Genomic DNA, 23,526 nt, shown 5'->3' with positions numbered 1-23,526 from the left:
AAAAGAGTGCTTTATTTATTTTAGCTTAAAGGATTACTTCTTAATTACATTTTTGGATATAGAATTACCATTCCCCGTAATATTTATGGTATATATACCCGCAGGATAATTAGTAAGATCTATAGAAAAAAGCTTATTTTTTTCAACTTTTGAAAATAATAAGCTACCGGCCAAATTATAAACTTTAACATGACTTGTATTTCCTCTAAATTGAATAACACCTAAATCGATAGTAAAAACTCCTTCAGAAGGATTAGGGAAAACTTTAAATGTTGAGGTTTCTGAAAAATTTTCATCGGTTTGGAGTTGCTTATAATTCAAACTGCATAAATTCAAAGAAAAAGAATTTAATGTACCAACATCGTTAGCATAATGATCTGCTACTCCTAATAGCCATTCACCGCTATATTTTTTCTTATAAAGTGAATGAATTGCATTACGAGGTTTAATCGTACCTGTAGTAGGAGAAGAACAGTTTACGGCAGCTCCGTTATCATCAAAAGTAACTTTTAAATCTGAATAATATTCACATGAATGATTCCATAAAACAGTTGATTTATAATCCGGACCGGGGTCTTGTAAAACGATGTATAAATCATTAATATTTGGATGATCTATATCAACAGATACCTGTAAATTAATTAATTCATCATAATTCTCATTTTCAGGAATAATAATTCCCATGGTAGCAAAATCAGAATTTAAATGATCACCATTTCCGTCAGGAATCGGAATCGGAGAAAAGTTTGGCATATATTTTTTACAAATTACTTCCGATTCATACCCTATTGAAAAATATTCGGTTAAGGCAAAATAAATATTATTACTAGCCTCAATCATTAATTTTGCTTTTTTAGCAACAAGATCAACAGGTAAATCCACAGTTGCATTTCCCGAATTAGGAATATGATCAGCCAGAGGAGTAATAGTTTGCCCCTCATCCGTAACTAATGAAATATTCACATATTGTGTATTAAATGGCTGTGCTGTTGTATTAGCAACATTCCATGCTACTTTAATTGAACTTCCTTTCTTAGCAATATAATCAGCGGTAGGAAATGTTGCGATAAATGGCCCCCCGCTATCAGAAACCATAACTTCTTTAGTAACAATCTTAGTCTGAGGTTTATTAAGATTATTATCACGCACGGTTACAGTAAAATTTAGGACTCTTTTGACGTTAGAAACAGTCTCCCAAGTATTTGGAGAGTAACTATTGGTAGTTAAAGCGGGAAAATATCTTCTGGTAGATGATGTCGGTATAAAAGATCTGAATATAGGACCGGATCTTTGTGAAGAATCGACTCGAATAACATTTTTACGAGCATTATCAATTTGTTCCCAACAAAAAGTCAGCTCATCCCCGTCAGGATCTGTTGTTCCTTCTGCATCCAAGTAAAACCGTGTCCCTATAGGAATGGTCACACTAGAGGGACCTACATTTACTACGGGGGGGTGATTAGGAATTTGATTGATTGTTCCACAGATTTTACGCTGTAGATTTCTATTAATTTGCTGAATACTTGCAGAATGAAAATAAGCATCCGAACTTAATTGTACATTGGCAGATGTAATACCGGCATATCCCATTATTGTACTTCCGCTTCCCGGTTCAATATTAACCCCTTTATTTTCAAGCCAACACGAAAAAGTATGATTAGCTCCCAGCTGATGTCCCATTTCATGAGCTACGTAATCAATATCAAAATGATCTCCTGACGGATTGTTATTTGAGGGAGAAGTTATCCCACTACCTTTTCCTAAAGAAGTGGGAATTCCATTTTGATCCATCAAAGGACTGACACAAATACACCCTATGCACCCGGCATTTCCTCCTCCACCATTACCGCCAAAAAGATGGCCAATATCATAGTTATTTTCTCCAACCACAGCTGTTAATGTTCTTTGAAGTTCAATATTCCAGATATCCATTAAAGAAGAATCGGAATAAGGGTCCGTATTTGGATCTTCATAAATAAGAGAAATATTATTAATCATTTTAAGATTTACAGCTAGATCTTTTTCCAAAATACCATTCACTCGGGTTAAGGTGATATTTATTTGTTGTAAAGCTCCGGTTACGCTACCAAAATGTTGAGTATATTCACCGGTTACTGAAAGAGCTAATCTATATGTGCGAAATTTTCGATCACTCGATATAATTTTATAGGAACTTGATTCTTCCGAATTAATTTCATCAACCGTATTACAATTAAAATCATTAAATATATTTTCCTTTCTAATACGAACTGAATAAACTTCTCCATCGGTTGTATAAGGATCAATGAGCTGAATGATACCCGTATTATCCATAATCATTGAATTGAATTGATTGGGAGAAATACTAAATCGAATATATTTGTTCGTATCATCTATACCGATTCCTGCGTATGAATACAATTCGTATGTATTTTCAATTTCTTCATCCATTACAGGAGCATGATAAACCGAAAATCTTTCTATTTTTCCTTCGGATGTTGGAACGTATACTATGATAGGAGTATGGTTAGTTCCTCTTAATGCGGCCGAATTTAATTGTTTTTTCAAAGAATAAAAATCAACGGTATATAGCTCTTCAATGGGTAAATTGATATTTTCACTTTTTATCTTCTTACCTGTTAAGCTTGTTCTCTTCCAATAATTTTGTGCTGAAAGAGGAATACTGAACATAAAAACACTAATAATTAATAAGAAAATTTTCATGTATTTCTATTTTTTTATGTTATTATAAAAACAAAAATATACATTATAAATTAATAAGCAATAATATTGATGTTTATTTATGATTATTAACTATAAAATTATAAATTATAATTTTACTATTAACAGTTTTTAAAAAAGAGATGAAATGAAAAACAGGGTTTTTGATTTATAGTATAAAACAAAATTATCAAGATAAATAACATAATGAAGTCAATAAATGAAAGTATTTAATTTTATAAGATAAAATTAGTTTGTTTATTAAAAATAAGGTTTGTGGAATCTTAAATTATTTTAAAAAGAGAAATTATTTATTGAGAAGCAACTAATATCGCGTTTTAATAAAATGAAAACCTTTTATAAATAAAAATTACATAAATATTCTTGCCCAGCTTTCTTTAAGAGGAAGTCTAAATTTTTCATCGAATTCTTTAGAAGTACTTATAGCAAGGTTATAAATATAGGTTTCAGGAGAAATTTGAGCGGATTTGATTTTTTCCTTGAAAGAATTCATAGGAACAGTAGTAATTTCCCCTTTATTGTCTTCATAGCTTACCCATAATCGGTTTAAAAGTTCTAATTGATATTTTTGATCGATTTGTCTAATGCATTGATTCAATTTATCGATAGAACATCCGGTGGCTTTCGCTTGATTTTCATCAACCGCTATAATTATGAATTTATTTTTAATAATCGTAAGCTCAGATTTTAAATCAGCACCATGTGCCGCCCATGTTTTCAAAAAATCAGTAAGAATTTTGGTGATATCTTGAATTTCTTCAAGGGTAAGAAATCTTCTAGATTGAAAAACCCAGAGCTTAGAAAAATTATTCATAATTTATGTTAGAGGTAAACTTTACCTGTATTATTAATGTGAGAATTAGGATACAAATTTAAAAATTAATTTCTCAATTAAGGGTAAACTATTAGAAATAAATAGTAAATTTATAAAGAGTTTTGCTATGTGTCATTAAGGTAAGCAAAGTTTTCAAGAGTAGATAAAATTTAATTTAGGGCTATATATATGGATTTTGATTTTCATAGAATTAATAAAGATTTTAAAAAGATTAATACGAATATTAGAGTCTATAGTGATCTTCTTATAGAAAAATCTTTAGATGTTTGGAATATAAAAACTAAAGTTGGTTTATTCTTTTTTTCATTAGGTATTGCTTTATTAGGTACTTATTTTCTTTCTCCTCAAGAATTTACTAAAGCTCAAGAATACACCCTGTTCATTCTGATGTTTTCAATATTTTTATGGGTTACAGAAGCAATCCCTCCCTTTGCCGTAGGGATACTGATCACAGGTTTTCTCATTTATACCATGGGGAATATAGAAGGATCAACAATTGATCCGAAAACTATTTCTAATACATGGTCTGATAGTGTTATATGGATTTTCTTGGGCGGTTTTTTTCTTAGTGAAAGTATGAGAAAAACAGGAATAGATATTTCTTTATTTAGGGGTACCATATCTATTTTTGGTAGTAAGCCCTCGCATATGTTGTTAGGAATTATGCTAACTACTTCCTGTTTATCATTAATTATATCCAATACGGCAACATCAGCCATGATTTTGGCAGCAGTTATGCCTTTTTTAGACAGAGAAGGTAAAGATTCGCCCATGACAAAAGCAATATTAATAAGTATACCGGCTTCGGCAACTTTTGCAGGAATGGGCAGCTTAATATCTTCTCCTCCAAATTTGATTGTGGTAGATGTTTTAAAATCCAAAGGCATTGAAGTTTCTTTTTTTGATTGGATGATCTTGGGTTTGCCCGTAGCTATAGTTTTGTTATTGTTTTTTTGGATTTTGCTTAAGCAAAAATATACTTCTAAAGTTGAAAAAATTAATTTAAATTTCTTAGAAGAATTAGCCCCAATTCCCAAAAAGATTAGATTACAAAGGTTTTTTGTGATACTAATTTTATTTATAACCGTTTTTTTTTGGATGATGGGTTCAAAATTGAAAATCCCAAGTGCAGCCACTTCAGGAATTCCCATTGTTTTCCTTCCTATGTTAGGGATTATAACGGCTGAAGATATAAGAAAGCTTCCGTGGGATACCTTAATGTTGGTCGCCGGTGGATTATCACTAGGGATTGCAATAAAGGAATTGCTGGCGCCCTATTATTCCGAATTATTGGGAGATGCATCGTTTAATGAATATTTAATGATGATGATTTTTGCTATAGTGACTGTGATTTTTTCTAACATAATGAGTAGTACGGCTACAGCAACCATCGTCATAAATATTGCTGCGGTGGTACTTCCTCCGGAACAAATACTGCCGATCGGTTTAGTAATTGGTCTTTGTGCTTCATGCGGATTATTCCTGCCCGTGTCAACACCTCCCAATGCAATAGTATACAGTACAGGAATGCTTAAACAATCAGACTTTTATTTTGGAGGTTTTTATGCCGCAATAGTAGGAACTGTAGTAATCATGGCTTGGGTGTTATTTTTGCAAAATTTTACGGGGTATTTTGAGATGGTCTTAACAAGCAGATAAATAAAATTATATTTACTTAACATATATTTTAAGAAATATTTAAAACAATAATCTGTCAACTTGGCATATAAAGTTTTATCTTTGCAGACTATTTTTATTTTGATTTAGTAATATCCCGGTACTTTTTTTCGTAGGGAATGTTTAAATATGGAAAAAGAAATTATAGAAGGAAGACAAGGAGAAATCTTAATACAAGAAAGTTCTATTAAAAACAACAAAAAAATGTTTTTAGAAAGCTATGGTTGTCAAATGAATTTTTCCGATAGTGAAATAGTTGCTTCAATACTTAGTAACGAAGGATATAATACCACCTCTCAACTGGAAGAAGCAGATTTAGTTCTTCTCAACACTTGCTCTATTCGTGAAAAAGCGGAGCAAACGGTTAGAAAAAGACTTTCTCAATTTAATGCAATAAAAAGAAAAAAGCCGGATCTGGTTATAGGCGTTCTCGGCTGCATGGCAGAAAGATTAAAAACAAAGTTTTTGGAAGAAGAGCATTTGGTTGATCTAGTGGTAGGTCCCGATGCATACAGAGATCTTCCGAACTTATTGAAAAATACGGATGATGGAAGAAATGCCATTAATGTACTTTTATCAAAAGAAGAGACCTATGCAGATATAAGTCCGATACGCTTAGGCGGAAATGGAGTTACAGCTTTTGTGTCCATAACCCGAGGATGTGATAATATGTGTACATTCTGTGTGGTTCCTTTTACAAGAGGAAGAGAACGCAGTAGAGATCCACATTCAATTCTTAAAGAATGTAAAGAGTTGAGAGAAAACGGATATAAAGAAATTACACTTTTAGGACAAAATATAGATAGTTACTTATGGTATGGAGGAGGTCCTAAAAAAGATTTCTTAAAAGCTAGTGAATTGCAAAGGGCAACAGCGATAAATTTTGCACAATTATTGAACATGGTAGCTGAAGCTTGTCCTGAAATTAGAATACGATTTTCAACGTCTAATCCGCAAGACATGCATGAAGAAGTATTGCACGTAATGGCTAAACATGATAACATTTGCAAATACATCCATTTACCTGTTCAAAGTGGGAGCACTACAGTTTTGCAGCGAATGAATCGTCAACATACACGTGAAGAATATATTAATTTGGTGGATAAAATAAGGGAAATCGTACCTGACTGCGCGATTTCACATGATATCATAGCAGGTTTTTGTGGGGAAACGGAAGAAGAGCATCTAGAAACCTTATCTCTAATGAAATATGCAAAATACGATTTCGGATACATGTTTGCTTATTCAGAACGTCCCGGTACGTTAGCTCATAAAAAAATGAAAGACGATGTGCCTGCGGAAATAAAGTCAAGAAGACTTAAAGAAATTATAAATCTTCAACAAGAACTTTCATTAGAAAGAATGAAAACGTATACTAACAAAGTACACGAAGTTTTGATAGAGGGAACCAGTAAAAAAAGTAAAGATCAATGGTACGGAAGGATTTCTCAAAATGCAGTGGTGGTTTTTACTAAAACAGATCAAACAAAAGTTGGAGATTTTGTTAATGTATTGGTAAATGATTGCACTTCAGCTACCTTGATAGGAGAGATCGCGTAACATAAATATTATGGATTCATTACAGGCAATAAAACAAAGATTCGGAATAATTGGAAATAACCTTGCACTTAACAGGGCTTTAGAAAAAGCTACGCAAGTAGCACCTACAGATATTTCTGTTTTGGTAATTGGAGAAAGTGGGGTAGGAAAAGAGTTTATTCCTAAAATAATTCATAATCTTTCACCAAGAAAACATAAACAATATATTGCTGTTAATTGTGGAGCAATTCCTGAAGGGACCATAGATTCAGAACTTTTTGGTCACGAAAAAGGAGCTTTTACGGGAGCAGATAAAGTTCGTAAAGGATATTTTGAAGTAGCAGATGGAGGAACCATTTTTTTAGATGAAGTAGGAGAATTGCCTTTGCAAACGCAAGTTCGTTTATTAAGAGTGTTGGAAAGTGGTGAATTTATGAAAGTCGGATCATCTACTATTCAAAAAACAAATATAAGAATTGTAGCTGCGACTAATGTTAATTTATTAGAAGCAATTAAAAAAGGCAGATTCAGAGAAGATTTATATTACAGGTTAAATACAGTACAAATTGATATACCTGCTTTAAGGGAAAGGAAGGATGATATTCCTTTACTCTTCAGAAAATTTGCAGTTGACTTTTCAGAAAAATATAGAATGCCTTCAGTGAGTTTATCGGAAGAAGCCATGTCCTATATTCAAAATTATTATTGGCCGGGAAATATCCGTCAATTAAGAAATTTTACCGAACAAATTACGGTGGTGGAAACCAACAGAAATTTGTCTATAGATAAGGTAAAAGAATATTTAAAAGATATTCCACAAACCACGTCTTTAGTAAACTTTTCAAAGCAAAATGAAAATCATTCCGATTTTTCCAGTGAAAGGGAAATATTATATAAGTTTTTATTTGATATGAAAAAAGATCTCAACGATTTGAAAGCGTTGACTTTAGAACTCATTAAAAATAAAGGCGATTTGATGCTAAACTCAAATGATCAGGATCTTTTCCAACGAGTATATAAAGATTATGATATTCCTAAATCGGGAGATTCTCTTGTTTACTATGATGAAAAACCCGTCATACCGACTGTTCCTTCATCAGTTAATGATTATCACGAAATTTTGGATGACTACGAATATGAAGATGTGTCCAACAATTCGGAATCTTTATCTTTACAAAGAAAGGAAGAGGAACTTATTAAAAAAGCTTTAGAAAAGTATAATGGAAAACGTAAATTAGCAGCAAAAGAGTTGGGAATTTCGGAAAGAACATTATATAGAAAAATAAAACAATATGATATTGAAGAATAAAATCATATTACTCTTAATAGGAATTTTTTTTATATCTTTGTCCGGATGTTATTCATTCACAGGGGCTTCTTTGGATCCCGATATAAAAACTATAGAAATAAAATCATTTCCTAATTATTCAGCTTATCAAAGCCCGAATTTAAGTGTAGATTTTACTACCGCCTTACAAAGTAGATTTAATCAAAGAACGAAGCTTGTAGAGACTAATATAGATCCGGATATCATTTTAGAAGGTGAAATAACAAATTTTTCAACCAGTCCGGTAAATATACAAAGTAATTCCGACGAAGCAACGCAAAACAGATTGACGATAAGCGTTTCTGTTAGATACGAAAATAAAAAGCAGCCGGAAAAGAGTTTCGAAAAAACTTTTTCCGATTATGAAGATTATTCTAGCAAAGAATTATTGATTAACGTTCAAGATGATCTTGCCCAGAAAATCAATCAAAGAATTATTGATCAAATATTTTTAGCGATAGTAGCCGATTGGTAAATTATGGATAATAGTAGAATTATACAGTTAATAGAAAACCCTGAAAAACTTAAATTTTCCGATAAGAATTATGTGGAAGATTTAATAACTCACTATCCATTTTCTCAATCGCTTCATTTAATTTATTTAAATTGGAAAAATAGATATGTATCAGAACCGTTAACTAATGAAGATATTAAAAAGGTTTCAATTTATACGAATTATCGAGAATTAATAAAAAAATCCATTGATACTAACAAGAAGTTAGTAGAACCAATTACAGCAGAGGAATTGATCGATAAAAAAGAAGATGAAATTTTACAAGCAGATAATAATAAATTTGAAGAAACTATAGTTTTTGAAAATATTGTTAGTAATGAATTTATGGAAGAGGATAGCAGTTTAACCCATTTGAAAGCAATAGATTCAAATTCTGAAATTATAAAAGAACAAAAAATATCCGAAGACTTAGTAAATAACAACAATATAGAAATTGAACGTATAGAAGATCATTCTAAAATTCAATTACTTTTAACTAATGGAGATGATAAGGATAATAAGAAAATCTTTTTAAACAATGATGTATCCTATACCAATATAGAAAAGTTAGGAATATCACATTTATTTACTTCAAGCTTAGAAAAAGAAAATGAAGAAAATTTCGAGAATAAAGAAGAAAGTACTGAAATTGAACATTCGGAAATTGAAGAAGAAGTAAAGGAAGATTTGGTTGGTAATGAAATCAATGAAATTCAGTTAAGCGAACCAAGTATTGAAAACAAACAAGAGGAAATTACTTTGGAATCGGACAAATTAACTTTTAATCAATGGATCTCACTTTCCAAGCAAAAAAAAGCTTTAAAATCTGAAAAAGTAATACCACAACAAGAAAAACAAAATAGCATTATTTCAAATTTTATTGAAAATAATCCCAAGATAAAACCGGTTGCAAAAGACACGAAATATAGTAAAGACGTAGAATTTAAAAAAGAAGAAATTCAGGACATTGCAAATTTAATGACTATTACCTTAGCTCAATTATATGTAGAGCAAGGTAAATATGATACAGCATTAACAGCTTTTAAGATATTAAGTTTGAAATATCCAGAAAAAAGTAGTTATTTTGCCTCGGAAATAAGAAGAATAAAAAAGATAAAAAATTCAAAATAATATGACAGCAGTATATGGAATACTAATGATATTTATCATTATCGCATGCGTTTTGCTAATATTAGTTGTTTTGTCGCAAAATCCAAAAGGAGGAGGTTTAAGTTCAACTTTCGGAGGTAGTGGAACACAAATGTTCGGTGTTCAGAAAACAAATGATTTTATGGAGAAGGCAACTTGGACCTTAGGAGGAGTAATAGTAGTATTGTCAATTTTTGCATCGGTATTGATTGCAAAGCCAACTATATATACATCAACTCCAACCCAAAACTCAAAACAGTCTTCAACCCCTCAACAAGAACAGGCTTTGCCTAAAACTAACGTTAAGTAAAATATACTTGTAATAATTAACACTAAAAATATAGTATTAACAAAGTTCTTAAAAATTTATTGTTGTGTTAGGAAGAAGGCAAATTAGAGAAAAAATTCTACAGGTTCTGTATGCGTATAATATAAGTGGGAATGAGTTAGAATATGTTGAAAATAGAATGTTCCAGTCTATAGATGAGATATATGATTTATATATATATCAACTAAATCTTCTATTGGCTGTGAGAGATTATGCTCTTGAAGTAATAGAAAGGAAAAAGCAAAAACGTTTTGCCACAGATGAGGAAAAAAATCCTAATCTTAAGTTTGTTAATAATAAGATATTTGAGCTGTTAGAGAAAAACAAAGCTAGAAAAGAGTATTCGGACAAACATTTAGAATTATCGTGGCATTTAAATAATAATTATCCGGCAATTATCTTTAAAAAATTTCAAACATCGCGAAGTTATTTAGAGTATATGCAAAGTAAAGAAACAGATTTTGAGTCGGAAAAAAAAGTATTGCTTAAACTGTTTTTAAAGCATATAGCAGATAATGACATCATGTATGAATGGTTTGAGGAATTAAAACTTTCTTGGGCAGATGATGTTCATATTGCCAATAATATGACCCTGAAGACTATCAAGTCTATTGAGGAAGGAGCACCCTTTGATACATTAATTCAAGTTTTAAAATCGGATGAGGGTATTTTATTTGCAAAAAATTTATTCAGGACCACGGTTAAACACTATCCGGAAAGTTTAAAATTAATTGAAAAAAGATCAAATAACTGGGAGTTGGATAGAATTGCGGAAATAGATAAAATCATATTGGCAATGGGATTTACAGAACTTAATTATTTCCCTCAAGTTCCGGCTAAAGTTGTTATTAATGAATGTATTGAATTAGCAAAAGTTTATTCTAGCGCTAAAAGTAATGTATTTATTAATGGTATTTTAGACAGATATGCTAGAGATATGAATAAAGTTTAAACATCCTGAAAAATGAAAAAGTCAGCAGTAATATTTTTATTAATAGGTATGTTATTCACCATCGGTTGCAAAAAAGATAATTCTTCTCAAAAGCAAATCAAAAGTACCGTACAGGATAATACGAATACTAAAAATACTCATGGGGTATCCAAAATAACCGAAGAATCTATTATAAAATTTAATGAAGATACGTATGATTTTAAGGATATAAAAAGAGGGCAAGAAGTTTCCCATGTTTTTAAATTTACCAATGTTGGAAAACGTCCTTTATTAATTTCAGAAGTACGTCCTTCCTGTGGGTGTACCACTCCAAAATATACTAAAGAACCCGTATATCCGGGCAAGAAAGGTGAAATTACAGTTACTTTTGATTCTTCAAATTTTGAAGGAGAAGTACTTAAAACAATAGCTGTTTCAGGAAATTTTGAAACTAAAGTAATTAAATTTCAAGCAAAAGTTAATTAAAAATAAATTTAAATAAAAATGTTAACAATAATTTTACAAGCAAAAGGAGGTTTTATGGAACAAGCAGGAGCATTCCTTCCCCTAGTCCTTCTATTTGTGGTGTTTTACTTCTTTTTTATTAGGCCGCAAACAAAAAGACAAAAACAAGAAAAGAATTTTCAAGATAATATAGCTAAAGGAACAAGAATAGTTACCACTTCCGGTATTCATGGAAAAGTTGCGGAAATAATGGATGATGGACTTATTATTGAAACTATGGCGGGAAAAATAAAAATCGAAAAATCAGCAATTTCCAGAGAATTGTCTATAGCGAGATATCCGGAAAATGCACCTGCAAAGAAATAAACGATTATAAATAAATCATAAGGCATATTCTATGGTATATAGAATATGCTTTTTAATTATATAAAATGAAAGTAGTAGTAGGTTTATCGGGAGGAGTAGATTCAAGTGTTGCAGCATATTTATTGCAACAACAAGGTCATGATGTTATAGGTCTATTCATGAAGAATTGGAACGATTCTGAATTTACACTGGAAGATGAATGTCCATGGGTAGAAGATAGCAATGATGCATTGCTAATAGCTCAAAAACTTAATATTCCCTATCAAGTCATAGACCTTTCTGAAATATATAAAGAAAGAATTGTTGATTACATGTTTCATGAATACGAATCAGGACGTACCCCTAATCCGGATGTATTATGCAACAGAGAAATCAAGTTTGATATATTTCTTAAAACGGCTTTATCTTTAGGAGCAGATAAAGTAGCAACCGGTCATTATGCCCGTGTTCAATCATTGAATAACGAAGGCCAAACAATTTATCAGCTTTTAGCAGGTATAGATTCCAACAAAGACCAATCCTATTTTTTATGTCAACTTAATCAATACCAACTTTCCAAAACCTTATTTCCTATAGGAAATTTAACCAAGCCGGAAGTAAGGAAAATTGCAAGTGAAATTGGTTTAGTTACTGCAAATAAAAAGGATTCTCAAGGATTATGCTTTATTGGGAAAATAAGATTACCTGACTTTTTACAACAAAAATTAAAACCTAAAAAAGGAAAGTTGGTTGAAATTTTTTCAGATAATCCTATATATAAAAAAGAAGAACAATCATTTTCAACTAAAAAAGAAGAATTGATTTATTTGTCAACTCCTTTTCAATATACTATAGAGGATGGCAAAGTGATCGGTGAACATTCAGGAGCGCATTATTATACCATCGGTCAAAGAAAAGGTTTAGGAATAGGAGGGCATATCGAGCCATGCTTTGTATTAGATACCGATGTACAAAACAATACAATCTATGTAGGTGAAGGTAAAAATCATCCCGGATTATTTAGAAAAGCTCTATTTATAGATCAAAAAGAAGTGCATTGGGTTAGAGATGACCTACAAATGAAGATAGGAGAAACGATGAGAGTTCGAGTCAGGATAAGGTATAGACAATCTTTGCAAGAGGCAGTTTTGTATCAATTTGAAGAAGGAATTTTCATTGAATTTGAAAATTTGCAATCAGCAATTACCCGAGGGCAATTTGCGGCTTGGTATGTTGAAGATGAATTAATCGGAAGCGGAGTAATCTCTTGATTTTAATTAGTAATATTTAATCAAAAATTAATTTTAAAATATCTAAAGAAATAGGTTTTTTAAAATTAGACAAATGCATTTCAAAATAAGTTATTATTTCTGAAAGCATCTGTTTACGCTCTGAATTAGTAAAGCAATTTTTTAAAGAGTTAAAATCATAAGAAAGTAATTGCTTCCATAAATGAGCATTTTCTTCCCTTGAAACAGTATCAGCTTTTAAAGAAAAAATACCCTCTTTAATATTAAAATAAGGAAATTCTGAATCATTTTCTAAGGGATAAAACCCAATATATTTCGAAAAATGCAGTAAAAAATAAAGATGGAAATCAGAAAAGTAACTGTCTTTTGTATCTAAATTAATTAAACTGCTTTTAATAAAATTATATAAAGATGTGTCCTGTGCTTCCTCGTTTTTTAGCGTTTGGTTCACCATTTCTCCAATAAACGTTATTATCGAAGACTTGATAATATTTGTATGAATAGTATTGAAAATATGAGCTTGATGAATTTCTTTAATCAATTCTAAAGAATGGTTTTTTTTAGAATAAAAAGTAACTTCAATTTCATTAAATAAAAAGATAAAATGGCTTTTTCTATTTTTTTTAGAAAAAGAATTTTTTAAAATAAAACTTTTATAACCAAAATTTTCGGTATAGCATTTTACAATAAGGGAAGAATCTCCATATTTTAAAAAAGACAATACGATAGCTTTAGTAGTTTCAATCATTTCTTTTAAACTTAACGAATAATTGCAATTTTGGTTGTAGCATGTTTTTTTCCTTCAGAATTGCTCATTAAAACTAAATAAATCCCTGAAGCAACAGGTTTTCCATTAAAATTAGCTCCATTCCAGGTTGCAACACCTCCGGGTGCTTTAGTTTCATATACCAGGTTACCCGCTACATCAGTAATTTTAACAAAAGCATCATGGGCTAATCCGCGTATCGTGATATTTCCTGTATAACCGGGTCTAACCGGATTAGGATAGGCTACAATTTCTCCAAAATCATCTCCAGAATCAATAATGTCTCCTCTGTAAGAAACAATACCTGAAGGAGTAACAAAATAAACTTCACCGGTCTTATCGATTTGTATATCCGTAATAAGATTTGAAGGTAAAGGAGAATTTTCTTCCGTAAACCTATTTAAAAGAGTTGTTCCGTCTTCCGATAAGTAAAAAACACCTGAACTATGTGTACCAATCCATTTTCTGTTAGCACCGTCGGTTTTTATTGCCGTAATCTTAGTTTCTCGTAAAACTTCTTCACCTAAACCATTTTGAGTAATAATAATTCTTTCGGTATTATAATTTCCTGATTCTAATGATTGATAAGGATTTCTAAAAATACGAAGACCGCTGTCGGTTCCTATCCAAGCAGTTCCGAATTTATCTAATTCTACGCATAATATATTATTAGAAGGTAAGTTCCCGCTATTTTTATTGGAATCTAATAAATAAATTTTATCATCAGACGTAGTAAGCGGAGTTCGGTTATATTTATATACAACCAATCCATTATTTCTTGGAGAAGGAACCCATATATATCCTTGGGAATCTATATAAGGATTCATAGCTCCTCCGGCCAAGTTAAATCTTTTAGGTAAAAGACTTAAAAATTTAAATTGATCATTAGGCGTTTTTATGATAATGGCATTATTAAAACCGTTGTTAGATTCCGCAGCAAATGATTGAACCATAATTAAGTTACCATTGGAATCAAAGTCACCGCCAACTAATCGCTCGTATTCAATTATAGGTGAATTGGTCCGATTATAAATAATTTTCATCTGATCATTTACCATTTTTATCAACCCATTACTATAGGAAATAATGAAAACTTCATGAATATTGTTAATATTAGGTATAACTTTCATAATATAACTTTCATCGTTAATACTCTTAGAATCTATATGATTCCATTTTTGACCGTTAAAATGATAAAAACCATAAGAGTTGGGATTCAATTCGAAATAATTATCAATATTTCTTCCTCCTGGTGCTACCCATAATTGATTATCATAGATAGTTAATGAATAAGAACGGTTATTAAACGGGCCGTCCGGAACCAGGTATGCGTTATTTCTAATAAGGCCTTTTAATTGAGTTCCTGCATAAAAAATTCCATTAGAGTAAAAACCGGTAGTAAGGTCATCTGAAAATTTCATAGATTTTAAAACTTGAAAAGATTCATTTAATACAACCAATTTATTTTTTTGAATCAATAAAAAGCCCTCATCAATAGAAATAATATCTTTTAAATCAATGTAATTGCCTTTATTTTGCCAACTAATCCCTTCATCATCACTTTTATAAATGGTTTGGTTGGAGCTTATAAGTAAAGTTGTATTATTTTTAATTATTTGATTAAAATTATTTCCGGAATTGGTAAGATTCCAAGCAGTAAAATTTGGAATTAAATGATCTATAGGATGAGAATAAATCCCATTAGTTGAAGCGGCAAATATTTTATTATTAACAATTACGCTTTCCTGTACTTTATAATAGTTAAGACCTTGTTTAAAATAACAAGTTTCTTTAAATTCAAGCTTCTTTAAATCGAATAAAGTAATTCCAAAGTCCATGGAAAGTACCGCATAATCACCTTCAGTATATATATGATTAATTCTTTTATTTCCTTGATAATTTCGATCAAAAGGAATATCCACAATTAAATGGATCATGTCTTGCTTTACTATGTCCAATTTACCGGATTTATAACCAACGAGTAAAGCTTTATTATCGGAATTATAAGCGAAAGCAGTAATATTAACTTTGTGAAGACCATTAGCTTTTGAAAATTTCTTAATTTCCCCGGTTGATTCATTATAAGAGTACAAACCGTTTTGAGTTGCACTGAAAATAAGATTGTCAACTTTTTGAATAGCTTTAATATTAAAATAAGAAAAATAATCTTTCCATCTGGTATTTTGACTATTGCAAAGACCGGTAAAAATTAATAAAATTAAAAAACTAAGCTTTTTCATAGAAATTATATGTAATGCTTGTAAAATTAATAGATTTATGGGAAAAATATCTCATAACAGATTTATTTTATTTAAAAATAAAATTGAATTATAATCTTTGAATTTTAGAAATTTCAAATCAGTAAAATTTCATGAAACAATAGGAGTAATAAATAATAATTTAAATTGAAAAGAATCAACCTTGAAAAATAACAATTATTTTTGTGCATTATAATAAGTTAGAAAATAAAATTAAGATTATTTTAAATTAAAACAGAATTTTACATAATTAAAATTTTAAGATATTTACTTTATAAAGCGGGAAAATTAGAGGAGTTGAAGACTCATTGATCTAGAGGTATATACAATAACTTAAATAAAACGATAAAATGTTCAGGAGATATTTGTTAAATTAAAAATATTTTTTAAATTTGCAACCCTATTTAGGGCGATTTTTTAATAAAGGAAAAATAAGAAAAGTGAATACACTAAGTTACAAAACCATATCGGCAAATAAAGAGACTGCAAATAAAGAGTGGTTACTTATTGATGCAGAAGGACAAAAATTAGGTCGTTTAGCTTCTAAAATAGCTAAAATTTTGCGAGGGAAACACAAAACAAATTTTACTCCACATGCAGATTGTGGTGATAATATTGTTGTTATCAATGCAGGAAAAGTTGTTTTATCCGGAGATAAAACAGATCAAAAAGAATATGTAAGACATACAGGATATCCCGGTGGACAAAAATTTTCAAGTGTTGCCGAAGTTAAGGTAAAGGATTCTAGAAGATTGTTGGAGTATGCAGTGAAAGGTATGCTTCCTAAAAATAAATTAGGAAGAAAAGTACTTAAAAATTTATACTTATATGAAGGAGTAGAGCATGAACAAGCAGCTCAACAACCTAAAACATTTGATATTAACGCTTTCATCTAAAAAATAATGGCAGTTACACATAAAATAGGAAGAAGAAAAACATCTGTTGCAAGAGTATATCTTTCTGAAGGAAAAGGAGAGTTTACCATAAACGGAAAAGACTATAAAGTTTACTTTCCTACAGAAGTATTACAATACAAAATTGCACAACCTTTCCAATTAACTGAAACTTTAGGTCAGTATGATATTAAAGTAAATGTATATGGAGGAGGAGTAACAGGACAAGCTGAGGCTATCAGATTAGCAATATCTAGAGCTTTAGTTTCTTTAAATGAAGAAAACAGAACAGTTTTAAAACCAGAAGGTCTTCTAACTAGAGATCCTAGAATGGTTGAAAGAAAGAAATTCGGTCAGAAAAAAGCACGTAAAAGATTCCAATTCTCTAAACGTTAATCTGACTAATAACGATACTTATAACCACTATTTTGTAGTGGTTATTTTATATTAAAAAATAACAATTTTATAAATAATTTAAACTTGCCGTTTAGTTTAGCATCCAAACTTTAAAGTTAAACTTTAAGTTGATTGCAAAAACTGCGGAACGTAAACTAAAAAAAGTATGGCAAAAGTAGATGTAAAAGACCTTTTAAATGCCGGAGTGCATTTTGGTCACCTTACCAGAAAATGGAATCCACATATGGCTCCTTACATTTTTATGGAGAAAAATGGAATCCACATTATTGATTTGCACAAAACCTCTGTAAAATTAGATGAGGCATCAAACGCTTTAGGAAAAATTGCTACATCAGGAAGAAAAATCTTGTTTGTTGCAACCAAAAAACAAGCAAAAGACATTGTTGCAAAACATGCAGAATCTGTAAATATGCCTTATATTACAGAAAGATGGCCGGGAGGAATGTTAACAAACTTTGTTACCATCCGAAAAGCTGTTAAAAAAATGAATTCTATCGATAGAATGAAAAAAGACGGTACTTTTGAAACTCTATCTAAAAAAGAAAAATTACAAGTAGATCGTCAAAGAGCTAAACTTGAAAAAAACTTAGGATCTATTGCTGATATGACTCGTTTACCATCTGCTCTTTTCGTAGTAGATATACTAAGAGAACATATCGCTGTAACAGAAGCAAAAAAATTAGGTATTCCTGTTTTTGCAATCGTTGATACGAATTCAGATCCTCAATTGGTTGATTTCCCAATTCCCGGAAATGATGATGCATCTAAATCAATTGATTTGATTTTAGAAACTGTTACTAACTCTATTAAAGAAGGGTTAAGTGTAAGAAAAGCAGAAAAAGCGAAAGCTAAAGAAGAAGGTGCTGCAGAAGAAGAAGATGTTTTAGTACAAGACACTAATGATTCTGAAGTTTCTGATAATCAAGAAGAAAATAACGCAGAATAAAGTTAAATTTAAATAAAAATAAAGATGTCATATTCACCAAAAGCAGCTGATGTAGCAAAACTAAGAAATGCTACAGGAGCAGGAATGATGGACTCAAAAAAAGCTTTAGTTGAAGCTGAAGGAGATTTCGACAAAGCGGTTGACTTATTAAGAAAAAAAGGACAAAAAGTTGCTGCAAACAGAGCTGATAGAGAAAATCTTGAAGGAGCTGTAATAGCTGCAGTTAACGAATCCAATACAAAAGCTGTTGTAATAAAATTAAGTTGTGAAACTGACTTTGTTGCAAAAAACGAAGATTTTGTTAAATTAGCTAAGGATTTTGCAAATCTTGCTTTAAATTTCAATACAAAAGAAGAATTATTAGCTGCCGATTTCAATGGTATTCCTGTAAGTGAAAAGCTTATAGAACAAACAGGTGTAATCGGTGAAAAAATTGAAATATCCGGATTTAAAACTTTGGAAGCTCCATTTGTAGGTTCCTATATACATGCGGGAAATAAAATAGCTTCAGCAGTTGGTTTATCAAAGTCTTTTGATCAGGCAGCAGAAGTAGCTAAAAATATTTCTATGCAAGTTGCAGCTATGAATCCTATTGCATTAGATGAAACTCAGGTGGATTCAAGTGTAATTGAAAAAGAACTTGAAATTGCTAAAGATCAATTACGTCAAGAAGGAAAACCGGAAGCTATGCTTGAAAATATAGCCAAAGGAAAACTTAACAAGTTCTTTAAAGATAACACTTTGTTAAAACAAGATTATATTATGGGTGAAAAAACTTCAGTTGAAGATTATGTAAAATCAATTGATCCTGAAGTTAAAATAACCGGATTTATACGATTATAATTTCAAAATAGTATATATAAAAAAGACTGCATTATGCAGTCTTTTTTATTTTAAATAAGTACCTTCCACAATTCTAAAATGTAAAACTTTAATTTAAGATTGATCCTTTTTTATCAATAAATTATCTATATAAATAAGGATAAATTCTAGAAATAAAAATAACAACACAATAGTCCCGGTATTCAATAAAGCTTGTAGTAAGCCTATTTCATCGGCGTCCAAAAATGGATAAGGATACATATTGGTGAAATGACCTCTTATAAAAATATATATAACATAAATTAAAGGAGGAATAATTGCAAAAAAAGTAGTTTTTTTATCTAATAATTTTCTAGGACCGTATAATAACCAATACAATACAGCCAAAAAAGGTATGAATACATGCAAAGCTTCATTGGTAAATCGCATAATACCTTTTACATTATGATCATGCCTGAGCATTAAATTATAAACGATGCATGTAATAACTATACAAATAATACCGTCTATTCTTAAAATGCGAAACCATTTTTTAGAATAATCAGGTTTGAAAAGCAAGAATAAAGAGCTAATACCAACCGCAATATTAGATTGAACAGTAAAATAGCTGTAATAATAAATCAATCGATTGAATTTGGATTTTTCATTTAAGATCGATGGATGTATTTCACCGTAGACGTAATTATAGGTTTCTGTACCAATACTGAAAAACACCAAAAAAATAAGTATTAAATTAAAAAATATTCTCATGAATAGTAAATTTATTAAAGATTAACTCGTGTATAAATTTTATAAGGTAGGATGAAAAGTTAGAGTTCATTTTACAATTGATTTAAATAATTGTAAAACCATGTATTTTGATGTTTGAAATGATCATTATAAAGCTAAATATAGAAGTAAAAATAATCTAAATTCAAATTTATACTACTAAAATAGGAACGTTTGTTTTATTGCTTAATCGATTAGACATTATACCAAACGTAAAATCAGGGATTCCTTTATATTCATGTTTTGCCATTAGTAAGACATCAACTTTAGTATCATTAATTAATTTAGGAAGTGAAATAGTAGGATTACCAAATCCTAATTTAGTCTCGACATTCATATATCCTTCCTTAAGTAGAAAATTTTTATAATCATCCAATTTATTTTGATCAAACTTCACTTCGTAATCATTCGCTAATTTTCCGTTATAGTTCGCAGAAGCACTTTCAGTAACATGAAACAATACGATACGTGAATTAATATCAGCGAAAATTGGTAAGTAATTCAAAACCCGCTGATCGCCTTTAGTAAAATCCAATGCTATGCCAATAACTTTAAATGGATGCAATTTATCTATACTCTTTTCAGAAGGTAATTGGTGAATACCAAAATTTATTTTTTGGGACTTTTTTATCCAAGGATATAAAACAATACAAATCAAGAATAATAATAAGCCTAAAGATATAATTCCCAAAATAATTTTTACACTTAAAATTATATCCTCATTGTAGTAAACATTAATTTCTTCATCGTAAATTAACTTGATATTTAACAGGATAATGATTGTACATACAATCCAAGATATAATTTTTAAAGGTAATTTAATAGCAAATTTTCCCATTTTTTCTTTATCACTAACAAAATGGATTAGAGGGATTACGGCAAAACCTAATTGCATACTTAAAAGCACTTGACTAAAAATAAGCATTTCATCAACGGAACTTTCCCCCAGTAGACTTATTACAATCACAGCCGGTATAATAGCTATAATACGTGTTAATAACCTTCGTAAAGCAGGATTCATTCTAAAGTGCAAGTACCCTTCCATAACAATTTGACCGGCAAGCGTTCCGGTTACGGTAGAGCTTTGACCGGCAGCAATTAAAGCAATAGCAAAAAGAACAGGAGAAAGAGGACCTAATAAATTGGATAGCATTTTATATGCATCATGTAATCCTTCTATATCATGTAATCCGGCACTATAAAAAGTTGAAGCAGCAAGCACTAAAATGGCAGCATTTACAAAAAAAGCCATGTTTAATGCGATGAGACTGTCAAAAAAATTATATTTAATGGCTCGTTTTATGGATTCATAATCTCGTTTAATTTTTCTGGTTTGAACCAAAGCGGAATGAAGATACAAATTATGCGGCATAACAGTTGCCCCAATAATTCCAATTGCAATATATAAAGCCTCAGTATTGGGAAGAGTAGGTTTAAATCCTTTAGAAACTGCAATAAGATCAGGCTTAGCTAAAAACATTTCAATAAGAAAACAACCTCCTATAATAGCCACCAAAGCGATGATAAACGCTTCCATTTTTCGTATACCAAACCGTTGTAAAACAAGTAACAGCAATGTGTCCAACGCAGCCAACCAAACACCCCAAATAAGATCAAGTCCGAAAAGAAGCTGTAAACCAATGGCCATTCCTAAAACTTCGGCTAAGTCTGTTGCAGCTATCGCTATTTCAGCAAAACCATATAGAATATAGTTCATCCATTTCGGATAATACTCCCTGTTAGTTTGAGCTAAATCTAATCCGCGAACAATACCTAAACGAGCACTTAATGCTTGAAGCAATAATGCCATAATATTGCTCATTAATAGAACCCAGATTAAAGCATATCCAAATTTGCTGCCCCCGGCAATGTCAGTTGCCCAGTTTCCGGGATCAAGATATCCAACGGCTACTAGGTAAGCCGGCCCGAAAAAAGAAAGTATTCTTTTCCATCTTTTTGGATTTTCGGTATTAATACTTTCATGAACTTCTTGAAGAGATTTCTTACTCAATTGTTAGGCTTTTCTAATATTTGCAAATTTAAATAAAATTTTTGCATTGTAAAATTTAATATCAATCATTTTCAGGTATCCATAAATAATCTTTAAAATTAATGATCTTATCGTTTTTAATTGGGATTCCTTCATTTTCTAAAAGTTCTTCCATAAGTGTTGGAGTGGGAAAATGAAACTTTCCGGTTAACATTCCGTTTCGGTTTACAACTCTGTGAGCTGGAATGTCTGATATTGAATGGGAAGAATTCATGGCATAACCTACCATTCGGGAGGAACTTTTAACTCCCAAATAAGCAGCAATATGTCCGTAAGTGGTTACTTTACCGTAAGGTATTTTTCGTACAATTTCATATACCCTTTCATAAAAATTGGTAGATTCCATGGAATAAATGAAAAAAATAATTTTCAATAATTAACTAGTGTAAGCAAATAAAATGCGTTGCAACTAAATTTTTTTAAAACATTTTGAGTACTGAAAAGTAAGAAAAAAAGATAATACGTTTTGTGTTCTTCTATTAGTAAATTTACAAGTAAAGAATAAAATTTATTGATTATTATTAAATTATTTGCTTTAAATTTTATATATAAAATATAATTTATTAAATTAGCAGAACAGGAAGTTTAGGCTTCAAACATATCAAAAAAAATGAGAATTTGAGATTTTTACTTTCTATAAATAATTATTGTTTTTTATTAAATTTGAAAGTAAAAATAAAGAAATGATTCTAATTTAATTAGAATCATTTCTTTTTTAGACTTGTTTTTAAATTATAGTGGTTTAAAATTTAATATAAAATTAATAATCAAAATACCTATACGCTTTCATAAATTACAAAAAAACAAGTATACTTAAGATCCCTTTAAATTATTTTTCAAGAGGGTTAGCGTTTTCTTGTGACTGTCGAAAGCAATTTCATTAAGATCTATATCGGATAATTTTTTCCATACATATCCTTTTAATTCAATCGGATCATAATCTCCGATAGATAAATTCTCATCTTTATAAAGAAAGAATAAATCAATGGTATTGTATAGGATGTTTTTGTACAAATAAGTATTAGGATGGGAACATATATATTCTAATTTAGATAAATCAATCGATATATTTAATTCTTCTTGTAATTCCCTAAAGCTTCCATGTTCAGCGGTTTCTTCGGCTTCAATAAATCCTCCTGCCAGATCTAAAAAGCCTTTTTTAGGTTCTTTGTTTCTAATAGTAAATAATATTTCGTCATTTTTCTGAATAACCACAGCGGTTGCTCCGGCTGTATTGTGATAGTATTCAAAATTACAATCTAAACATACAATTTTTGATCCATGCGGATATTCTAAATGATCACTTTTACAATTTGGGCAGAATTTGAAAATGGGTTGCATATCACATAAGTTTTAATACCCAAATTTAATTAAGTATTTTAAAAATATAGTTATCGAAAACTATTTTATATGAAAATAATAGAAAATTCTTTTCAAAATAAATAGTAACATTTAAATAGAAATTATTAATAAAAGAATTATATAATATAATATTTTACAAATTATCAAAATTAATATTATTTCATACATTAGTCTTTGTAAATCT

General features: G+C 30.2%; 22 protein-coding genes. 14 read left to right on the top strand and 8 right to left on the bottom strand.

What is annotated here, in order from left to right:
- Window positions 1-33: 33 nt before the first annotated feature.
- Together G8C41_RS08535 and G8C41_RS08530 are read right to left on the bottom strand one after the other, a co-directional pair.
- A complete protein-coding gene (locus G8C41_RS08535) occupies window positions 34-2,703 on the bottom strand; it encodes a reprolysin-like metallopeptidase (protein WP_166007259.1) in 2,670 nt (889 codons plus the stop codon).
- Between the two features lie 367 nt (window positions 2,704-3,070).
- The gene (locus G8C41_RS08530; protein ID WP_160568616.1) at window positions 3,071-3,535 is read right to left on the bottom strand and encodes a hypothetical protein; all 465 of its coding nucleotides are present in this window, start codon (window positions 3,533-3,535) and stop codon (window positions 3,071-3,073) included.
- A 189-nt stretch (window positions 3,536-3,724) separates the two neighbouring features.
- On the opposite strand from G8C41_RS08530, the gene G8C41_RS08525 reads away from it, so the two are divergent.
- The 10 genes from G8C41_RS08525 to mnmA all read left to right on the top strand — a co-directional run bounded on the left by G8C41_RS08525 (window position 3,725) and on the right by mnmA (window position 13,081).
- Complete coding sequence (locus G8C41_RS08525) at window positions 3,725-5,215, top strand: SLC13 family permease (RefSeq protein WP_166007257.1); 1,491 nt, start codon at window positions 3,725-3,727, stop codon at window positions 5,213-5,215.
- 147 nt (window positions 5,216-5,362) lie between these two features.
- A complete protein-coding gene (miaB, locus tag G8C41_RS08520) occupies window positions 5,363-6,793 on the top strand; it encodes a tRNA (N6-isopentenyl adenosine(37)-C2)-methylthiotransferase MiaB (RefSeq protein WP_160568612.1) in 1,431 nt (476 codons plus the stop codon).
- Between the two features lie 10 nt (window positions 6,794-6,803).
- The gene (locus G8C41_RS08515; RefSeq protein WP_166007255.1) at window positions 6,804-8,081 is read left to right on the top strand and encodes a sigma-54 interaction domain-containing protein; all 1,278 of its coding nucleotides are present in this window, start codon (window positions 6,804-6,806) and stop codon (window positions 8,079-8,081) included.
- Entirely contained in the window at window positions 8,065-8,574 is a 510-nt protein-coding gene (locus G8C41_RS08510) for an LptE family protein (RefSeq protein ID WP_160557612.1), read from the top strand. Before G8C41_RS08515 ends, G8C41_RS08510 begins: the two co-directional genes overlap by 17 nt.
- A 3-nt stretch (window positions 8,575-8,577) precedes the next feature.
- Window positions 8,578-9,723 carry a hypothetical protein gene (locus G8C41_RS08505; protein WP_166007253.1) on the top strand — a complete coding sequence of 382 codons (1,146 nt, stop codon included), beginning with the start codon at window positions 8,578-8,580 and terminating at the stop codon, window positions 9,721-9,723.
- A 1-nt stretch (window position 9,724) separates the two neighbouring features.
- Window positions 9,725-10,051 (top strand): preprotein translocase subunit SecG, encoded by a 327-nt coding sequence (gene secG, locus G8C41_RS08500; RefSeq protein ID WP_105296367.1) that lies wholly within the window; start codon window positions 9,725-9,727, stop codon window positions 10,049-10,051.
- 64 nt (window positions 10,052-10,115) lie between these two features.
- A complete protein-coding gene (gene nusB, locus G8C41_RS08495; RefSeq protein ID WP_105296366.1) occupies window positions 10,116-11,021 on the top strand; it encodes a transcription antitermination factor NusB in 906 nt (301 codons plus the stop codon).
- Between the two features lie 12 nt (window positions 11,022-11,033).
- Window positions 11,034-11,486 carry a DUF1573 domain-containing protein gene (locus G8C41_RS08490; protein ID WP_166007251.1) on the top strand — a complete coding sequence of 151 codons (453 nt, stop codon included), beginning with the start codon at window positions 11,034-11,036 and terminating at the stop codon, window positions 11,484-11,486.
- An 18-nt stretch (window positions 11,487-11,504) separates the two neighbouring features.
- Window positions 11,505-11,831 carry a preprotein translocase subunit YajC gene (gene yajC, locus G8C41_RS08485; RefSeq protein ID WP_105296364.1) on the top strand — a complete coding sequence of 109 codons (327 nt, stop codon included), beginning with the start codon at window positions 11,505-11,507 and terminating at the stop codon, window positions 11,829-11,831.
- A gap of 65 nt (window positions 11,832-11,896) precedes the next feature.
- Entirely contained in the window at window positions 11,897-13,081 is a 1,185-nt protein-coding gene (gene mnmA, locus G8C41_RS08480) for a tRNA 2-thiouridine(34) synthase MnmA (RefSeq protein ID WP_166007249.1), read from the top strand.
- Between the two features lie 16 nt (window positions 13,082-13,097).
- On the opposite strand, the gene recO is transcribed toward mnmA, so the two are convergent.
- Together recO and G8C41_RS08470 are read right to left on the bottom strand one after the other, a co-directional pair.
- Window positions 13,098-13,808, bottom strand: coding sequence for a DNA repair protein RecO (gene recO / locus G8C41_RS08475; RefSeq protein ID WP_160568605.1), 711 nt, complete (start codon window positions 13,806-13,808; stop codon window positions 13,098-13,100).
- A gap of 11 nt (window positions 13,809-13,819) precedes the next feature.
- Entirely contained in the window at window positions 13,820-16,066 is a 2,247-nt protein-coding gene (locus G8C41_RS08470) for a two-component regulator propeller domain-containing protein (RefSeq protein ID WP_166007247.1), read from the bottom strand.
- Window positions 16,067-16,524: 458 nt separating this feature from the next.
- Here G8C41_RS08470 and rplM point away from each other — a divergent pair, with 458 nt between their 5' ends.
- From rplM to tsf, 4 genes are all read left to right on the top strand, one after another.
- Window positions 16,525-16,980 (top strand): 50S ribosomal protein L13, encoded by a 456-nt coding sequence (rplM, locus tag G8C41_RS08465; protein ID WP_160542527.1) that lies wholly within the window; start codon window positions 16,525-16,527, stop codon window positions 16,978-16,980.
- A gap of 6 nt (window positions 16,981-16,986) precedes the next feature.
- Window positions 16,987-17,373 (top strand): 30S ribosomal protein S9, encoded by a 387-nt coding sequence (gene rpsI, locus G8C41_RS08460; RefSeq protein WP_105296360.1) that lies wholly within the window; start codon window positions 16,987-16,989, stop codon window positions 17,371-17,373.
- A 166-nt stretch (window positions 17,374-17,539) separates the two neighbouring features.
- A complete protein-coding gene (gene rpsB, locus G8C41_RS08455) occupies window positions 17,540-18,340 on the top strand; it encodes a 30S ribosomal protein S2 (protein WP_105296359.1) in 801 nt (266 codons plus the stop codon).
- 24 nt (window positions 18,341-18,364) lie between these two features.
- Window positions 18,365-19,183 (top strand): translation elongation factor Ts, encoded by an 819-nt coding sequence (tsf, locus tag G8C41_RS08450; protein WP_105296358.1) that lies wholly within the window; start codon window positions 18,365-18,367, stop codon window positions 19,181-19,183.
- A gap of 93 nt (window positions 19,184-19,276) precedes the next feature.
- Here the strand turns inward: tsf and G8C41_RS08445 are convergent, their stop codons facing one another.
- The 4 genes from G8C41_RS08445 to G8C41_RS08430 all read right to left on the bottom strand — a co-directional run bounded on the left by G8C41_RS08445 (window position 19,277) and on the right by G8C41_RS08430 (window position 23,321).
- Window positions 19,277-19,912: a Pr6Pr family membrane protein gene (locus G8C41_RS08445; RefSeq protein ID WP_166007245.1), complete on the bottom strand. Its 636-nt coding sequence runs from the start codon at window positions 19,910-19,912 to the stop codon at window positions 19,277-19,279.
- Between the two features lie 169 nt (window positions 19,913-20,081).
- Window positions 20,082-21,941: an Nramp family divalent metal transporter gene (locus G8C41_RS08440; protein ID WP_166007243.1), complete on the bottom strand. Its 1,860-nt coding sequence runs from the start codon at window positions 21,939-21,941 to the stop codon at window positions 20,082-20,084.
- A gap of 61 nt (window positions 21,942-22,002) precedes the next feature.
- Window positions 22,003-22,326: an MGMT family protein gene (locus tag G8C41_RS08435; protein ID WP_105296595.1), complete on the bottom strand. Its 324-nt coding sequence runs from the start codon at window positions 22,324-22,326 to the stop codon at window positions 22,003-22,005.
- A 467-nt stretch (window positions 22,327-22,793) separates the two neighbouring features.
- Entirely contained in the window at window positions 22,794-23,321 is a 528-nt protein-coding gene (locus G8C41_RS08430; RefSeq protein ID WP_105296355.1) for an NUDIX hydrolase, read from the bottom strand.
- Between the last annotated feature and the right edge of the window lie 205 nt (window positions 23,322-23,526).

Origin of the sequence: Apibacter sp. B3706 (genome assembly GCF_011082725.1) — a bacterium.
GTDB lineage: Bacteria > Bacteroidota > Bacteroidia > Flavobacteriales > Weeksellaceae > Apibacter.
Note: the sequence above shows the minus strand (reverse complement) of the source record. Positions and strands in the feature narration are given on the sequence as shown.

What these genes read in the sequence shown, in the direction of transcription:
- G8C41_RS08535 (WP_166007259.1), bottom strand. Translation starts at nt 2,703, where the DNA reads ATGAAAATTTTCTTATTAATTATTAGTGTTTTTATGTTCAGTATTCCT.
- G8C41_RS08530 (WP_160568616.1), bottom strand. Translation starts at nt 3,535, where the DNA reads ATGAATAATTTTTCTAAGCTCTGGGTTTTTCAATCTAGAAGATTTCTT.
- G8C41_RS08525 (WP_166007257.1), top strand. Translation starts at nt 3,725, where the DNA reads ATGGATTTTGATTTTCATAGAATTAATAAAGATTTTAAAAAGATTAAT.
- miaB (WP_160568612.1), top strand. Translation starts at nt 5,363, where the DNA reads ATGGAAAAAGAAATTATAGAAGGAAGACAAGGAGAAATCTTAATACAA.
- G8C41_RS08515 (WP_166007255.1), top strand. Translation starts at nt 6,804, where the DNA reads ATGGATTCATTACAGGCAATAAAACAAAGATTCGGAATAATTGGAAAT.
- G8C41_RS08510 (WP_160557612.1), top strand. Translation starts at nt 8,065, where the DNA reads ATGATATTGAAGAATAAAATCATATTACTCTTAATAGGAATTTTTTTT.
- G8C41_RS08505 (WP_166007253.1), top strand. Translation starts at nt 8,578, where the DNA reads ATGGATAATAGTAGAATTATACAGTTAATAGAAAACCCTGAAAAACTT.
- secG (WP_105296367.1), top strand. Translation starts at nt 9,725, where the DNA reads ATGACAGCAGTATATGGAATACTAATGATATTTATCATTATCGCATGC.
- G8C41_RS08490 (WP_166007251.1), top strand. Translation starts at nt 11,034, where the DNA reads ATGAAAAAGTCAGCAGTAATATTTTTATTAATAGGTATGTTATTCACC.
- yajC (WP_105296364.1), top strand. Translation starts at nt 11,505, where the DNA reads ATGTTAACAATAATTTTACAAGCAAAAGGAGGTTTTATGGAACAAGCA.
- mnmA (WP_166007249.1), top strand. Translation starts at nt 11,897, where the DNA reads ATGAAAGTAGTAGTAGGTTTATCGGGAGGAGTAGATTCAAGTGTTGCA.
- recO (WP_160568605.1), bottom strand. Translation starts at nt 13,808, where the DNA reads ATGATTGAAACTACTAAAGCTATCGTATTGTCTTTTTTAAAATATGGA.
- G8C41_RS08470 (WP_166007247.1), bottom strand. Translation starts at nt 16,066, where the DNA reads ATGAAAAAGCTTAGTTTTTTAATTTTATTAATTTTTACCGGTCTTTGC.
- rpsI (WP_105296360.1), top strand. Translation starts at nt 16,987, where the DNA reads ATGGCAGTTACACATAAAATAGGAAGAAGAAAAACATCTGTTGCAAGA.
- rpsB (WP_105296359.1), top strand. Translation starts at nt 17,540, where the DNA reads ATGGCAAAAGTAGATGTAAAAGACCTTTTAAATGCCGGAGTGCATTTT.
- tsf (WP_105296358.1), top strand. Translation starts at nt 18,365, where the DNA reads ATGTCATATTCACCAAAAGCAGCTGATGTAGCAAAACTAAGAAATGCT.
- G8C41_RS08445 (WP_166007245.1), bottom strand. Translation starts at nt 19,912, where the DNA reads ATGAGAATATTTTTTAATTTAATACTTATTTTTTTGGTGTTTTTCAGT.
- G8C41_RS08435 (WP_105296595.1), bottom strand. Translation starts at nt 22,326, where the DNA reads ATGGAATCTACCAATTTTTATGAAAGGGTATATGAAATTGTACGAAAA.
- G8C41_RS08430 (WP_105296355.1), bottom strand. Translation starts at nt 23,321, where the DNA reads ATGCAACCCATTTTCAAATTCTGCCCAAATTGTAAAAGTGATCATTTA.